Source organism: Segatella copri, from assembly GCF_051861805.1.
In the GTDB taxonomy this organism is placed as follows: Bacteria; Bacteroidota; Bacteroidia; order Bacteroidales; family Bacteroidaceae; genus Prevotella; species Prevotella copri_M.
In genome coordinates this window covers 428,819-444,972 of the sequence record NZ_CP146520.1, presented here as the reverse complement: position 1 = coordinate 444,972, position 16,154 = coordinate 428,819, and the positions used below count along the sequence as shown (strand labels likewise).

The 16,154-nt window shown below is 45.1% G+C and carries 12 protein-coding genes; 3 read left to right on the top strand and 9 right to left on the bottom strand.

Features of this window, described 5'->3' with window-relative positions; translation table 11 throughout:
* Positions 1-9 precede the first annotated feature (9 nt).
* Together V8Z93_RS01660 and V8Z93_RS01655 are read right to left on the bottom strand one after the other, a co-directional pair.
* A complete protein-coding gene (locus V8Z93_RS01660) occupies positions 10-1,305 on the bottom strand; it encodes an ATP-binding protein (RefSeq protein ID WP_439432203.1) in 1,296 nt (431 codons plus the stop codon).
* 219 nt (positions 1,306-1,524) lie between these two features.
* Positions 1,525-2,457 (bottom strand): helix-turn-helix transcriptional regulator, encoded by a 933-nt coding sequence (locus V8Z93_RS01655; protein ID WP_439432202.1) that lies wholly within the window; start codon positions 2,455-2,457, stop codon positions 1,525-1,527.
* A gap of 151 nt (positions 2,458-2,608) precedes the next feature.
* Between V8Z93_RS01655 and V8Z93_RS01650 the strand changes: the two genes are divergently transcribed.
* A complete protein-coding gene (locus V8Z93_RS01650) occupies positions 2,609-4,444 on the top strand; it encodes a DUF262 domain-containing protein (RefSeq protein WP_439432201.1) in 1,836 nt (611 codons plus the stop codon).
* 9 nt (positions 4,445-4,453) lie between these two features.
* Positions 4,454-6,502, top strand: coding sequence for a DUF262 domain-containing protein (locus V8Z93_RS01645; RefSeq protein ID WP_439432200.1), 2,049 nt, complete (start codon positions 4,454-4,456; stop codon positions 6,500-6,502).
* Positions 6,503-6,677: 175 nt separating this feature from the next.
* Here the strand turns inward: V8Z93_RS01645 and V8Z93_RS01640 are convergent, their stop codons facing one another.
* A complete protein-coding gene (locus V8Z93_RS01640; protein WP_203039155.1) occupies positions 6,678-7,055 on the bottom strand; it encodes an HIRAN domain-containing protein in 378 nt (125 codons plus the stop codon).
* A 734-nt stretch (positions 7,056-7,789) separates the two neighbouring features.
* Between V8Z93_RS01640 and V8Z93_RS01635 the strand changes: the two genes are divergently transcribed.
* Positions 7,790-8,659, top strand: a complete 870-nt coding sequence (locus V8Z93_RS01635) for a tetratricopeptide repeat protein (protein WP_439432199.1) — start codon at positions 7,790-7,792, stop codon at positions 8,657-8,659.
* 96 nt (positions 8,660-8,755) lie between these two features.
* Here V8Z93_RS01635 and V8Z93_RS01630 read toward each other — a convergent pair whose 3' ends face one another.
* The 6 genes from V8Z93_RS01630 to V8Z93_RS01605 all read right to left on the bottom strand — a co-directional run bounded on the left by V8Z93_RS01630 (position 8,756) and on the right by V8Z93_RS01605 (position 16,142).
* Positions 8,756-10,081, bottom strand: a complete 1,326-nt coding sequence (locus V8Z93_RS01630) for an MATE family efflux transporter (protein WP_439432198.1) — start codon at positions 10,079-10,081, stop codon at positions 8,756-8,758.
* A gap of 329 nt (positions 10,082-10,410) precedes the next feature.
* The gene (locus tag V8Z93_RS01625; protein WP_439432197.1) at positions 10,411-10,809 is read right to left on the bottom strand and encodes a hypothetical protein; all 399 of its coding nucleotides are present in this window, start codon (positions 10,807-10,809) and stop codon (positions 10,411-10,413) included.
* Positions 10,810-10,840: 31 nt separating this feature from the next.
* Complete coding sequence (locus V8Z93_RS01620) at positions 10,841-12,751, bottom strand: AAA domain-containing protein (protein WP_439432196.1); 1,911 nt, start codon at positions 12,749-12,751, stop codon at positions 10,841-10,843.
* Positions 12,752-12,833: 82 nt separating this feature from the next.
* Entirely contained in the window at positions 12,834-13,790 is a 957-nt protein-coding gene (locus V8Z93_RS01615; protein ID WP_203051564.1) for a serine/threonine protein kinase, read from the bottom strand.
* A gap of 44 nt (positions 13,791-13,834) precedes the next feature.
* Positions 13,835-14,404 (bottom strand): hypothetical protein, encoded by a 570-nt coding sequence (locus V8Z93_RS01610; RefSeq protein WP_203051565.1) that lies wholly within the window; start codon positions 14,402-14,404, stop codon positions 13,835-13,837.
* 22 nt (positions 14,405-14,426) lie between these two features.
* A complete protein-coding gene (locus tag V8Z93_RS01605) occupies positions 14,427-16,142 on the bottom strand; it encodes a leucine-rich repeat domain-containing protein (RefSeq protein ID WP_439432195.1) in 1,716 nt (571 codons plus the stop codon).
* Positions 16,143-16,154 lie beyond the last annotated feature (12 nt).

Genomic DNA, 16,154 nt, shown 5'->3' with positions numbered 1-16,154 from the left:
CCCCTTTTCCTATTCCATCTCCCATATTGGCATAACCTCAATCCTTATTCCGTCTCGTTCGAAGGTCTCTCGTTGGGAGAAAGTGATGATTTTTCCCTGTTTGCAACCTGTAACCGAGGAGGCAGCTATCAAGCCTCCTATCTCTCGTTCTACGTTATCATCATTCAATGTCCAGCAGACTTGTATCAGCTCAGCTACACGCTCGCCTTTTTTCACAACGAAGTCGCATTCCTTCGATTCATAGAAGTAGAATATCCCGTCCTCTTCTCCAAGTGTTCTCTCTAAGTTGAGATAAACAATATTCTCCAAAGCCTTGCCTGCATCTTCGCTCTCTGGCAATAATACGGCATTGCGCAGGGCAATGTCAGCCACATAATACTTGGCAGGAGCAGAACGCTGTTTTACCATCGACTTATCGTATTTTTCCACTTTGCGAAACATGAAAATGTTGCAAGCATAGTCGAGCCACAGATAGAGGGAATCCTTGGAGACCTTTAAGCCTTGCGATTTCAAGTCGTTATAAATATTGTTCACGCTAGTCGGCTTCGTGAGATTGTTCATCACACGCTTTAAGAAATAACGCACCACCGAAGGAGAAGCTCCGATATGATAATGCTCCACCATATCCCTGAAGAGCATGGTGTTGAAGTAAGACTGCAGGATTTTTACTTTTTCCATCTTGCTTTTTTCGAGAACAACCTCAGGAAAACCGCCCTCCTCGCAATAACCGCGGAAGGAGACCGCCAACTTTGCCTTTCCAGCTTCGCTAAATGGATTTGCCTTGGTGCCTTTGAACGCCAAATATTCCTTGAAACTCAAAGGATACTCGCGATATTCGTCAGGCCATCCTCGCAAAGCGGAAGCCATTTCTTCTGAAAGCATCTTGGCTGTGCTACCTGTTATATAGATATGCTTGCAATAATTCTTATACACCCGGAGAACAAAGAATTCCCAGCCCTCTATGAGTTGTATCTCATCAAAAAACATATAAACATCCTTAAGCGATGTATCAGGATACATTTCACGATAAGCTTGCAGCAATTCATCGAAGTTTTCGGGCGACATGGAAAGAAAACGTTCATCGTCGAAGCCTACATAGAGGATGCGCTCTTTTGGAATTCCTTGTTGTAGCAGGCGATTAATCGTAAGTCCCAATAATGATGATTTTCCGCAACGGCGAATGCCAGTAACAGTCACGATGCGGTTTCCATCCAACGGAAGTTGGGTGCTTCTCTCTTGCAAGGCAAAAGGTAATTCCTCTTGGTGCAAGGAAATGATTGACTGAAATGTGCTGCGTAGTTCCATTTGTGTACCTTCTTTATTACTGATTATTTTATTGTTAATATGTAGATACCTACACTCGGTTGCAAAGATACAAACTTTCCTTCTAAAAAGGAAAGAAATCGGCAATTATTTCCTTTTTAAAAGGAAAGTTATCTGTTTTTATCAGAAATCTCTTTTCTACTTTAAAACATTGTACTACCTTTGTGCTATCTTCCTGAAGATTGGGATTTGAGTGAGATTCTATTTTTCATACATTCTCATTGCATCTTGATGCAAGTCGTGTATCTGTTCAGCCAACCATTCTGGTGAGAGGATTCTCAATTGGCTTCCCCGGCTCATTAAATATCCAAAGAAATCTACGGTAGGGCGCATAGTAATTTCGAAATCCGTATAGTTGTCGCCTTTTGCGATAGCTTTTTGAGTTGCATGGAGAGGTAAGTCTTGTACTCGATACTGTTCGTAATCGTAAGTTCTAAATCTAATTCGTTCAACAGAAGTACCGTCGCCAATCAGCACTCCGTAATATTCCTTGAAGTAATCTTGAGCGTTGAAGTCTTGAGTTATCTCAAATTTGGTATCTGTGGATTCTATGCTTTTGATTCTGTCAAGTGAGAATAGGGCATAGTAATCTTTTACTTCTTGGGTTTCTGGTTCTGTATAATGGAAGTGTCCCAATACATACCAACGTTGCTTATGCAATTTTATGCAATATGGCTCAATAGTATAGCTTTTGGCATTTGTATTGCCATACCTCTTGTAAAGAATGGTTATCTTAATGTTTCGTTTCATGGCATCAAGAATTAGTTTGAGGCTTTCGCCTTCATAGGGTACAGTTTCAAGCACAATCCTATCTTGAAGCGATACACATTCGCTAATAATATTGTTGGATGCAAGTGTGGCTAACATCCAGTTTTGTATGGAGTCGGACTCTAATGCTTCAGGATTTCCAATAGAATATTTATATCCGTTTTTCCTGTTGCACTCGATGTATATGCCAAAAATGTCCTCTATGGCATCTTTGTGTCGATTGAAGGTTGAACGAGCCAATTCTATTCCTTCGCTCATGTCCGTTTCAAGCCATTTCTTTTGAATATCTGCAAAAGAAATAGCTCGGGCTTTGTTGATGGTGTTTACCAACCAAATGTATTCTTTGAATTTCGCTTGAGTTCTCATGTTATATACGATTTTATCTACACTAAGTAACGAGATTTTTGCGATTTTATTGATTTGTGATATATTTTTTCTTAAAAAAAAGAACTTGTCCTACGATTTGAAACAAGTTTTTCTTATCTTTGTGCCGACATAACAAATAATTTCATAAAATATGAACTATGATGAAGTAAAATTACGCCGTTTGATAGACAAATGTCAATGGACTTTTGCCAAGACAATGCCTACGTGTCCTCATGAGTACATTGTGAGGAATAAATGTGCCTTGTCTGATGAAGAATTCGTCTTTTTTGTGCAGTCACAAAGAGAATTTGGTGTTCCACAACAATGGTGGAAATATAATTTCCCTTATCTTCATATTGATGGGTATAAGTATTGGACGATGGGAGGTACCATAGAGAATACTATCATTATCAATAGGGCGAAAGACGATAATTCGCAAATACATATAGTTGAACAACAATCAGTTGAACAACAATCCCAAACGGATAAACTTACGTTGTCTATAACTACTATTGGTGATTTGCTTCTTCGTCAAACGATTTCGAATGGCGGGGAACCCATTAATGGTGTGAATCTGTCGATTCCAATCTATCAGCGGCCATATAAGTGGACTGCTCGTAATGCAATACAGTTGCTTGATGATATTATCGAAGCGATGAATGAAAATAAAGAAAGTTACAGGGTAGGTACTCTGATTCTTCATCGAGCATCAAGCCAAGACTCGTATGATATAGTTGATGGCTTGCAGCGAATTATTACGTTTTCTTTGTTGCTAAGGGCTTTGGGGAAGAACGATATAGCTTTTCTCCAGCAAGAATTATATGATAATGAGTATAATGCCCGTAATATATCCAATAATTATCGAGCATTGGAACGACGCGTCAGCAAACCTGATTTGGAAGCAAGTCAACAACAGAAAGAAGACTTTTATGTAAAGGAACGGGAGTGTAGAAGACTGGAAGAATTTGTAGAGAACAGATGTGAACTTATTGTTGTTGTCACATCTGACGTTTCTGAAGCCTTTCAGTTCTTTGACTCTCAGAATGCTCGTGGCAAAGCTCTATATCCACATGATTTGCTGAAAGCTTATCATTTACGTGAAATGATTGGTATAGAGGAGAATGAGGTTGAAAGAATCGTCAAGGGATGGGAACAAATATCTCAAAGTGGTTTGGCAGATTTTTTCGGAAACTATCTGTATCGTATCAAAGAATGGGTAAATGGCAATAGGGCAGAAGTGTTGGATGAACGTAATATCCACATGTTCAAGGGGATTACTCGTTCTGCACGGACTCCTTATGCTCAATTCTATAAGAGTGCTTATTGTTATGCAGATATGGTAAATTCTTCTGCTATGCCATTCGTTTCTGGAACTCGCAATATCAATGCATTTCAATTGGACGCTCCAATTATAGCAGGCAAACCTTTCTTTGAATATACGAAGCATTATTATGCCATACTAAAGGACATTCAAGATAATAGCAAGTATGAGGGGTTCTATATCAACGACAATATTATAGTGAAGACATTGGATCGCTATTTCAAGAAGGGAGTAGGCAATGGTATTGCCCGGTTGCTGTTTGATACCTCGGTACTCCTGTATGTAGATAGGTTTTGTCCGGAGTCATATCCAACCAAAGAAGATATGGAGCTATTTGAGCAATTTGTCGTTTATGCCTTTGTTTGGGCTTATTCGCTTAGAGCGCAATATACAAATCTGGGATGGCTTTCTGCTCAGAATTTCATTATGGGAACTAATGAGAATTTGAAGAATTCATTTAATATGTACAAGTTGATAGCTAGGCAGGATACTCCCACTACATTACTCAGCGTGCTGGCAGATAAGCTAACTCCTTTGTCTAATAGCGACTTAAAGGATGGAAAAAAGAATGGCAGAACAAATGCCGAGAATTTGGATGGGCATGATGGCGATGGAGTCTATCTGAATTATCTCTATTTCTTTAAAGTAAATCGTTTTTATAAATAGTAGAAGACAATGAAAGATTTGAAAAGTATTTTGAAAGAGTGTTCTATCAAGGAAATCTATTGTGATAATCACGGAGCACCTATTACATACGTAATTCCTATCTACCAGCGTAACTATGCGTGGGAACGAGATGAAATCTGTGCTTTGATAAAAGATGTTCATGATTCTATGGATATGGGCAAAACGGTTTATTACATAGGGACTCTTGTCACTTATAAGCGTGATGAGAACAAATATGAGGTGATAGATGGTCAACAACGTTTGACTACGATTTACATCATACTTAGAGCTTTGGGAGTGCAGGACATTTACAATCGCTTGACTTATTCGGCACGAAAAGCTTCTGCTTCGACGATAGAGGCATTATCAGGGCGTGGAGAGAAGGATGATCTTGGCGAGATGCCTGACCTTGGTATCAAGAATGGCTTCGATTCCGCAAAAGCAGGATTGAATGAGATTGTTGGTTTGGCTCAAGCTGATGTGGATAAATTCAAAGAGTATTTCTTGAATCATGTCCATATCATACATTATCGAGTGCCGAAGGATGTGGATTTGAATCATTATTTTGAGGTGATGAACTCTCGTGGTGAACAGCTGGAGAAGCATGAGATTGTTAAGGCAAAATTGAGTGAGCAATTTATCGGGGATAATACCTCAATGGAAAAGTTCAGTCGTATCTGGGAAGCATGTAGTGATATGTGCTTTTACGTTCAGCAAAAAATGTCTGATATGAAAACTGTTTTTGGTGAGAACATGGATAGTTTCGTCTTAGAGTCGTTTGATACTTTTGCCGATATGCCAGCTAATGCTGGTAATTCTTTGGGTAGAAAAACGATTGCAGAGTTGTTGGATACTCCTGTTAAGCCAGTGCCCCAGAGTACGACGTTAGATGAGAATGATAGATTTCAACCAATCATAGACTTTCCTAATTTCCTCTTGATTGTGTTGAAGATTACGAGGATGAAGGAACAAGGATTTGATCCTTTGAAATTATCTCTTGATGACAAGGAACTGCTTAATGAGTTTGAGAAGATTACCATCACGGCTGATTTCGTAAAACGGTTTGCTTATAATCTGTTGAAGGCTAAGTATTTCTTGGATAATTATGTGGTTCACCATACGCTCGGTGAGGATCGTATTTCAGAAAATCCGTGGAAGTTGCAGCGTTACCATAAAAATGGAAATGCTGTCTATCTGAAGGATTTGGCGGAAGACAAACCCGTGCAGGCAGAGCTGGTACAGTTGCTATCTATGTTCGAGGTAACTTTTACGGCGAAGCAACGCAAGAACTACCTGTTCTATTGTCTGTACCATTTGTTTGAGAGCGATAATATTAGTGATTATCTCGTCTTTATGAGAGATTTGGCTGATAAGTACTTCTTTGATGTGTATCTGAATGCGGAAAAACTCAATGAAAGAAACCAGCCAAAGCCTAATAGCTTTGATGACACGATGATACGAAATGGACATCTGAATGTAGAACTGGAAAATGTAGAACGAGACTTTAATCGCATCTATCCTAAGGGAGCGCCCAATATACCTCTCTATGTGTTTGATTATACAGACTATAAAATATGGAGAAAGTATGCGGAGGAGCTACGTGGAGAAAAAGCTAAGAAAGGAGATGCAATACGTATCGGATTCTTTCAAGATTTGGGATGTAGTGATTTTGAATTAGAGGTATTTAATAACTTCTATTTCTCTCGAACTCGTAAGAGCCTTGAACATTATTATCCTCAGGCTAAGGCTGGTAGCGATAAACCTATCAGCTCAGAAGACATCAATTGTTTTGGAAACTTTGCCATGATTGGTTCCGATGCTAATAGCTCTGGTTCTGACTGGAATCCAATTGATAAGAAAAACCGTTATTTGGATTCAAAGTCAAATCAAGTAAGTACAGCATCTCTAAAGTTCAGAATCATGTTGCAAATATGTCAAGACAATTATGATGATGGGATTAAGAATGAGACGGCTAAACGTCCTTTTGGATTGGAATGGAATGTGGATGATATGAATGAGCATCAAGAAAAAGTGCTTAAAATCGTCATGAAAAGATAATAGTATAAGCTGCTGATTATTTTGTAAATAAGAATAAGGGACAGGAAATCCTCCCGAAGTCTGCATCCGAAGACCGACGTGTGAGAGGCGTATCCTGTCCCTTTGTAGGAAAGCACAGAAAGGTCAAGGCCACGTCGCACCATACAGGTCCCTACGACCTGGCCCGATATTAGGGTTAGCTTTCGACACAATTCTGTGCTTGTTGGTTTTGCTTGATGCGAATGGTCAAGCGAATTTGGTTCTCGTAATGGGCATCTTCGTTGATTTTGCTGATGCGGCATTCAAAGACAGATGCCCACCCCATTTCCAATAATTGGGCAATCTCTGTATTGGAAGTACGAGGAAGATAGCCTAGCAGATATTCCTCTTTCTCGTTGTTATCTACCACCTTTGAGTAAACCACAGCGACAGCATTCTTGTCGTATGGGTTCTCTTGGTCTCTTTGTAATTCAAGCAGAGTGCCGACCTTCAACTCTTCCCAAACTTCATTGGCATCATGATATTGGCGACCTGCGAGATGACATTCCTTGAAAAATATCTTTTTTCTCTTCATAACTTTACTATTTTGGTTTCTGTGTGCAAAGTTAGCTTGCACTTGTGCCAATTCGTGGGACAGCAAGTCTTTATTTTATGTATTTAGAGGAAATATTTTAAAGTATACTTTGCAAAAATCCGAAAATATTTCTAACTATACTTCGAAATAATCCTAGAAAGCGGTTTGTTTAAGGAAAATTAATGTTTTTCCTATGATTTTCTGTTCCTAAAGTGAAAAGCAAATGGATTGGGCTTGCCTTCTAGAGAAGAGGGGATTTTCCTGGGGCTGCGTTCCAATTAGCTTGCTCCGGTTGTTCCAATTGATTAGAAAAATCTCAGTCTCAGTTGTCTCAGTAAAAAAATAAGGGGGTATTATTTTCCCATTTTTCTTTTTCTTTCCTTTTTGCTGTTTTTATAACTTATCGATTATTAATTAATTATATATAAATATATAATATATATATAAGAATAAAAGAAAAAGAGGGGGTACTTGAAAAATAACTGAGACAACTGAGACTGAGATTTTTGATGCCTTTAGCTGAAATCAAAAACAATTCTAACTCCCTATAAAACAGATGTTTATGTGGGTGACGTTCGTGCGTCTAAGTTTGTTACCTTCTTCTCGTAATCAGAAAAAAAGAAAATATTTCTTCCAAAAATGGGGCGTTTTTTGGATTTTATTTGTATCTTTGCCCTGTCGTTTGATACGATTTCAACAATAAACAATTCAAAACCTAAAAAAATAGTTGGATTATGAACATATTTAAAAAGCTATTTGGTGCCCAAAAGACTACTGAAGAAGTGAGAGAAACGAAGGAAAAAGACTTCGACATGGTGAAATATGATGGTGTTCGTGCTCTCCGCATGCATCAATTTGACCTAGCAGCCAAGTTTTTGGAACACGCTCTGCAGTTGAATGCCGAAGATTTGGAATGCCGCGACTATCTCTCGCAGGCTTACATCTCTATGGGCGATCTGCAGAAAGCCTACGAGCAGTTGCAGATTCTCTCGGAAGCCCAGACCGACAACGTGGCGGTGTTGCTGCGTATGGCGGATGTGGCTTATATGATGGAGAACTATACAGCCATGTCGGAGGTATGCGATAAGGCTCTTCACCTGGACACATCGAATCTGCAGACCTATCTCTATTATGCCAAGGCTTGCCGGGGATTGGGCGAACCCATCCGTGCCGTAGCCGTATTGAGTCTTGCCATCAAATTGCGTGAAGATTATTATGCAGCCCATCTGCTTCGTGGCACCATCCTGCTGGAGAATCACCTTCTGGATGATGCTGCGCAAGATGCCGATTATCTCTTTACTCATCTGGAACCTAACGAGGATGTATTGCTGCTGAAGGCCCGTGTGCTGAAGGCGCAGGAGAAGACGAAGGAGGCTGAGCAGGTTTATGGCATGGTAATAGAAGTGAATCCTTTCTCTCTAGATGCCTATCGCGAGCGCAGCGAGGTAAGAACGATTCTGGGCGATGCTGCCGGAGCTGCCGAGGATGAGGCGAGCATCAAGGAAATGGGGGCAGAAGTTCCGGAACCATCAGAGGGAATAGAGCAGAAAATCAAGGAGAAAATGCAGCAGATGGACCCCTACAAGGTTTTCCATAACGAATAAAAACTGAATAATAGAATTTCATCTTTCTAACTGGAAAAAAATATTTTCCCAGTTAGAAAGATTATTTTTGCAACTACAAGTCGTCGTTTTCATCGTCTATAGCACTTCCTTCTTCAGATGCTTGTAAAGCCACAGGAAGGCGGGAATGAGGAAGAAATCTGCCATGACCCACGCCACAGGGTCGCCGAAGCAGACTCCCGTCCACGCCAGGGCTGGTACCAGCCAGAGACTCACACCGCATCTCGCTATCATTTCCATCACGCCACTCAGCATCGAGAGATTGCTGTAACCCAAGCCCTGGATGCTGTAGCGCAGGATGGTGAGCAAGCCCAGACAAGGATAGAAATAGTTGGCGATGCGCATAAACTGGGCGGCATAGGTCACCACCTCCGCCTCGCCCTTATCCACGAAGAGCATCATCATCTCGTCGGCAAACGGATAGATGAGCAGGAAGGTAAAGACGAAATAAACCAGCATCATCCTGATGGAAGCCCTTACGCCCTGACCGATTCTATCCAGCTTCCTGGCTCCCAGGTTCTGGCCGCAATAGGTAGCCATCGCCACTCCGATGTTCTCGAAAACGCAGGTAAAGAGATATTTGATGCGCATAGAGGCTGTGAATGCAGCCACATAAACCGTTCCCAGGGCGTTGTTGGCACTCTGGAGCATGATGAGGCCGATGGCGGTAATGGAGAACTGCAGACCCATCGGGACACCATTGTTCAGCAGAATGCTTACCTTCTTGTTGTCGAATTTCCTTTCCTCACCCTTCGGAATCAGAATCTGCATCTTCTTTTTGATAAACCAGATACAGAGCAGCACGGAGATTCCCTGCGAAAGCCAGGTGGCAATGCCCGCACCCTCTACGCCCAGTCCCATGCCGAGAATCAGAATGCCATCGAGAATGATGTTGATGACGGAGGCGGTGATGAGGAAATAGAAAGGCTGCTTCGAGTTGCCCAGGGCACGGATCTGACCGGAGAGCAGGTTGTAGCCGATGGTGAAAGGAATCGCCGCAAACTGCAGCATCAGGAAGATGTAGGCATCATCGAACACCTCCTTCGGCGTATTCACCAGGTGCAGAATCTTTCCGCAGAAGATGCAGGAAAGAAAGGTGATGACCACGGCAAAGCAGATGGCAATGCGGATGCTGTTGCTCACGTAAGCCCGCATCTTGGCGTAATCCCTGGCGCCGAAAGCCTGGGCGATAGGGATGGCAAAACCGGCACAGGAGCCGTTGCAGAAGCCCATGATGAGAAACATGATGGAGCTGGATGCGCCAACAGCTGCAAGAGCTCCCACGCCAATCCATCTTCCCACGATGGCGGCATCGATAATGAGATACATCTGCTGAAGGATGTAACCCAGGATAAGCGGAATCGCAAATTTGATGATGGCTCGCAAGGGCGAGCCTACTGTCATGTCATTAGTAGACTTTGAACTTTGAACTTTGACCATTGAACTTTATGATTAGTTTTTGTTATCCTAAAAATATAAAAGGAGGAGGGTGTGTCATAAGTCACATCCAATACGCCCTGAAAGGGCAGAAGCTCCTAGCCCAGGGCATCGCCCTGGGTTATTATGGGTGCAAACCTGTCGCCCTGTAAGGGCAAAAGCTTTGTAATATTGCCTGGTACTTGAAAGCTTTTGCCCTTACAGGGCGCTTAGTTGACTGCTACTATGCCCAGGGCGTTGCCCTGGGCTAGGAGCTTTTGGGCTTTCAGCCCGTCCTCGGCTTCCATTATCTAGACTTATGACACATCTCCAATCTTCTGTTTGATTTGTGCCATTTTGTTGCGGCGCTCGATGGAGAAGGTATCTCCGTGTGCTTCCACATAGTCGAAGAGCATGAACGCCTTGTTCAGCAGTTCATCTCTTGCGGGCTGCCCCACCATGTCAGCCTCGTGATAGTAGAGTTCGGCAAGCATGTCCATCTTGGAGAGTCGCTTCTCCTCGTCGGCAATTCCTGCCATCGCCTTCATCACATCCTCGATGGTGGCGATGCTGTAGAAGGCATAAGGGCCTACGTATTGGTCGTAAAGCTCTCTGATCTTCTCACGTCTCACCTCCACCTCTTTCTTTTCGAGCATTCTTTCGAGTGCCGCCATAAACTCACGAATCAGTCGCTGTATGTAGTCTCGTTGTAGCATATTGTTGTCTTAACTCGTTTGTATAACTATTTTATCCGTTATTATTGATTGCCTCCACATACTCCCACAGTTTCTTGTAGAAAGGATGCTTCGTCATCGTGTCCTTGTTGCCCAGGATGATGAGCTTCATGCGGGCTCTCGTCATCGCCACGTTCATGCGGCGAAGGTCTTTCAGGAAACCGATTTGGCCTTCATCGTTGGAACGTACCAGCGAGATGAGAATCACGTCTCTTTCCTGCCCCTGGAAACCATCCACCGTGTTGACGCTGATGAGGCGGCGGTAAGGCTTGAAGAATTCATACTTCTTGATGAGCTTCTTCAGATACTGCACCTGGGCACGGTAAGGCGAAATGATGCCTACGTCGATGCTCTCACTCAATACCCGCTGCTTGCCTATCTTGGTGAAGTATTCCGCCAGAGTCAGCAGGGTTAGCTCTGCCTCTGCCTTGTTGATTCTTCCGAAACTCTCGCCCACAAACTGCTCCTTGAAGTTCAGATCTTCGCCTTCTTCTATCGTATCTGCCGGTTCCTTGTCGGAAGTATCAATCCACGTAATCGGATGGTCGTAATCCAATACGCTGCGGTATTTGATCTGTGGCGCACTCTCCACCTTGCCCCCGTAGAACCAGTCGCTGGAGAATCGCATGATTTCATCGTTCATGCGGTATTGGATTTTCAGCAGGGTTACTACCTCGGGCTTGTTTTCGGCGATGCGCTCCATCAGGGTCTTGCCCAGTCCGGCTCTTAATGCTGCAATACTCTTCACGGTAGGCGGCAATTGGCAATGGTCGCCTGCCAGAATCACCCGGCTGGCTCTTTTCATCGGAATCCAGCAGGCGGCTTCCAAAGCCTGGGCTGCCTCGTCGATAAACAGGGTGCCGAACTTCATGCCTTCCAGCAACCGGTGGGCAGAACCCACCAGGGTGCAGGCGATGACACGCGCCTCGCCAAAGAGGTCAGAATTGATGCGGATTTCTATCTCTGCGGCACGGCTCTTCAGCCTATCCATCTTCTGATGATAGTTCTCGCTGCCTTTCTTCCTGTTTTTTCTTAATTCTCTGATTGCCTTGCGGATGGCCCAGAGCTGCGGATAGTCGGGATGACTCTCGAAGCGGCGCTCGTAGGTGAAGCCCAGCATCTTGTCGTTCACACGGGTAGGATTTCCGATGCGGAGCACGTTGATGCCTCTATCCACCAGTTTTTCAGAAATCCAATCCACCGCCATGTTGCTCTGTGCACACACTAGCACCTGGCTCTCCCTCATCAGGGTTTCGTTGATGGCTTCCACCAGGGTGGTGGTCTTTCCGGTTCCCGGAGGTCCGTGAACAATCGCCACGTCCTTTGCCCAAAGCACCTCATTCACAGCTCTTTCCTGGGTAGGATTGAGCCATGGAAACTTCATCGGGGCAAACGAGAATCTGCCCGCCTTCTGATGCGAATAGAACAAGTCGCGGAGATAAGCCAGACGGTTGTTCTTCGCCTTCATCACTCTATCCAAGGCCTCGAACATCAGCTTGTAGCTGGTTTCGTCGAAGGACAACTGTACGCCGATAGGCTCCGTAGACTGCTGCAAATCGAGCAGCGGGGCAGAATCAGGAACGGTAATCACCATTCTGTCACCATCCACATAGCTCACGGTGCCGGTAAAGGAGAAATATTTGATCTGTTCTTCACCTCTAAAGAACATGACGGGGCGACCGAACTCAAAATTGTGCTCGATATCCTGATCCGAGGTACGGAATACCTCGATGGCTGTTTGGTTCAGCGAATTATAAAAGCTCTTTCCCACCTGTAGCGGGAACCAGGCATCACCTCGTTTCACCTTTCGCTTCATGCCCATCTGTTCGGTGAGCTTGCGGAAGGCTTCCTTCTCGGTGTAATACTCCAGCTGGAGCAGGGTGCGTTGCTGCAACAATGCCTGAATTGGTGAAATCTGTTCCATAATTGGTTGCAAAGTTACACCAATTCAGGCAAAAATAAGAAGATAATAGGATAATTATGTTTAAAGACTATCATTTTTCTCATCATCTCTGCCAGAGTTGATAGTCCTGAATCTCGTTGGCGTTATCATCCGGCGAATCATTCTGGCCGTTTTCTGTCGGCACATTCTGCTTCTCTTTTGACTGCGCCCTATGATAATAGGTGAAGGCGATGAGGCTGATGAGCAGCAGGGCGATGATGCCGAGAACGATGCCGCCTGCCTTCAGCAGGGGCGATTCATGCTTGTGTTCTCTTACCTCGCGGATGCTCTTGGGACGGATGCTCAGGTCGCGGCTTATGCATACTTCTGCCGTCTTCCTGAGGTGCCTGTCGTGGGTGGCCTTCGCCATGTCGAGAAGCACCATGCCCAGCGAATAAATGTCTGCCTGAGGGTCTGATTTGGCTCCCTGTAGGAGTTGTTCTGGGGCGATGTAGCCCGAGGTTCCTGCCGGCAGTTTAAGAATGGTGAAGGAATCGCTGTCGGAAAGTCCGAAATCGATGAGCTTCACGTTCTTGCCATTGTGGGTTACCATGATGTTGGCGGGTTTCAGGTCGCGATGAATCATCTGCTTGTTGTGCATGTATTCCAGGGCGTCCATCAGTTCGTGGGCTATCTTGTGCGCCATTTCCGCCGTCAGCAGTTGCTGGTCTATCAGATATTGCAGCGTGTCGCCATCTATGTATTCCATCACGATGGTGGTGCCCAGGTTCTCCACTTCTTCCATGCCTATGGTATGGCAGATGTTGGGGTGCTCCAACTGCAGACCTATCTCGAATTCCTTGGTCAAAGCCTGTCGGTAGATGGGCGTATAGAGGAAGTCGTTCTTCAGGCATTTCAGCATGTAGCGCTTGCCGTATCTTGTGGCTGTGAAGATGCGGGTGTGCCCAGAGATGGAGACGTAGCATTGGCTGAGGTTGCTGAACTTAGACTCCACTGGCTGGGGGTCGGCAACGTTCATCTCCTTGTTGATGTCTTCCGTGAATCCTGATGTTGTCTTCATCGGCTTATCTGATGCTGTGTTTATTGACTTATCTGACGTTGTTTTCATTGGCTGATGATGCTGATAAGGGTGAGACCTCCGTTTCTTCCTGCCACGAACGATGCGGTACGCTCGCCGTTTCGCTCGATGTAAGGCAGATAGAGCGGCTGCTCCTTGATGAAGCATCCGGTAACGAAATGATCGCCTGCTTCAAGCTTGCTGTTTTCTGAGGCAAGTATTTCGTAGGTACTCTCGCCCAGATAGCGTAGGCGCAGAATGCGGTTGGGGCTCCATCCGATGGCTATCTCCGTACCCTTCTTCAGGTCGCTGCTTACCAGCTGGCTTGCCTTGAAGAACGAGGAGTTGTAGCGGGTACTGGTCTTCAGCCATTGCTTGAACTCCATGTAGTTCTTGTGCCCAATATATTGCGCAAGAATATCGAGCGTCACCATGCGTGGCTTGTGGTTGTCGCTCACATAACCGTAGAGTCGCTTCAGGGTTGAGGGTGAAACCTTGCCGCCTGTATGCTTTTCGAGGAAGAACGAGAATTCCTCAAAGTCGGTGGTGGTGGCTAGTATTTTGCCGTATTCCTGCTCCACGAGAGACTTTAATTCTTCTATTTCAGGTGTTGTCATATTCTAAGTGTTTTTTTTGTTTTTATTGCTCAACAATGTGTTCAAACTTGCTCCAGCTTTTGTTGTTCTGATAGAGCTTCTTCTTGCCTGCCGGTACGTGAAGCACGCAGGTAGGGAGGAAACGAGTGCCCTTGGTGGTGAAGGCATTCGTATTGCATACGGGTGGATAGGGGGCATCGACGTAGAGGTCGGTGAGCGGACAGCCGTCGAACACGTAATCAGAGACGAGCTCTGTCTTCTCTCCCAATCTTACCACCTTCAGGCGGGTGCATCCCTGGAAGGTGCCCGTAGGAATCAGCTTGAGTTGGGCTGGCAGAGAAACCTCTTCCACCTGACTGTTCATCAGCACTCCCTGTCCTATTTCAGAAAAACTATCCGGAAAGATGAAGCGGGTGATGCTGCATTCCTTGAAAGCATAATCTCCGATGCCTGAAAGAGTGGAAGGCAGGGTGTAGTCGCCCTGCTTACCCATCGGAAACCAGAGAATTTCGGTTCCGGCTGCGTTAAACAGTACTCCATCCTGGCTGCTGTAGTGGGTGTTGGCTTTCGAAACCTGGATGCTTTCCAGCGCCGTGCAACCGGCTGATGGAAGCAGCTGGCTTACAGAGGCTGGAATCTCTATTTCCTTCAGCGATGTGCAGCCGGCAAACGCATCTTTCTCTATCTTGGTGACATCCGATGGAAGGAGGATGTGGCTGAGCTGATTGCATTGGGCAAGGAATCCCTGACCCACCACCTTATTTTCGGTGTGGCGATGATAAGGTCCGAAGTCGCCTCCTCCTGCTACGATGTGGGCATCAGCCAGGTTGATGTCGGCAAGTTTTCCTTCCGTGGTTTCATTGTTGATGTCTCTTCCTGCCATCGTTCTCAGGCATCTCAGGTCGTCTCCATTCAGGTCGCCGGCTATCGTGAGCTGGGTGTATTCGTAGAGATGATTGCCCATCAGTTCACTCAGTTTTCCTGCTTCCTGCAGTTTTACGGCGTCTGAAGTCCTGAAGGTGATGGCTTGGCTCTTGGTTTCGCCTACCCGGTTTTGGGCGTAAGCCCAGATTCTGTAGGTGGTGTTGAATTTCAGGTCGTTGAGTTCCACCTGCTGCGCTCCGATGGCTCCCTGGTAGTTTTCTATCTTCGCCTTTTGCTGCGTAGGGGTTGCATCGCCTTCTCCGCTTTCCTCTGCATTTTCTCCATCCTCTGTATCCTCTGCATAATAACATCCTGCTTCCGTAATCTCTTCACCGCCATTTGCCGTAATGTCGAAGCCCACGATGATGCTACAGGGACCATAGCTCAGAATCTGCGGATCGTTAAGGGCTGGCTTTTCGTTGGGCAGGGTGGTGAACCTCATCGGGTTACTGCTGAGCGTGGTTCTGCCGTTGCTTCCCTGCAGCATATAATAATAGGTGGTACCTGCCTTCAGCCCCATCATGCAGAGTGCCACTTCCTTGATGGACTGACCATTCCCCGAAGGGTTGCTGTCTTCTTCTGAAAGGCTGATAGGATTTGAAGTGAGCGCCATTTCCTCTGTCTCTCCGTATTTGAAGGAAAGGGTAGGTAGGGTGGTCTCTCCCTCCAGCGAAACCGAACCGTGCAGAGTGGCCTCGTTTCGGGTAATGCCGGAAGCAGGGAGAGTGGCAAGATGCGGTTCCAGATGGGTGGGTTTCTCGCTGCTGCATGCCGTGAGAATAGCCAGCATCATTCCTAAATATATAATCAGTTTACTTTTCATCTTGATGTTCATTCTTATTTTCCT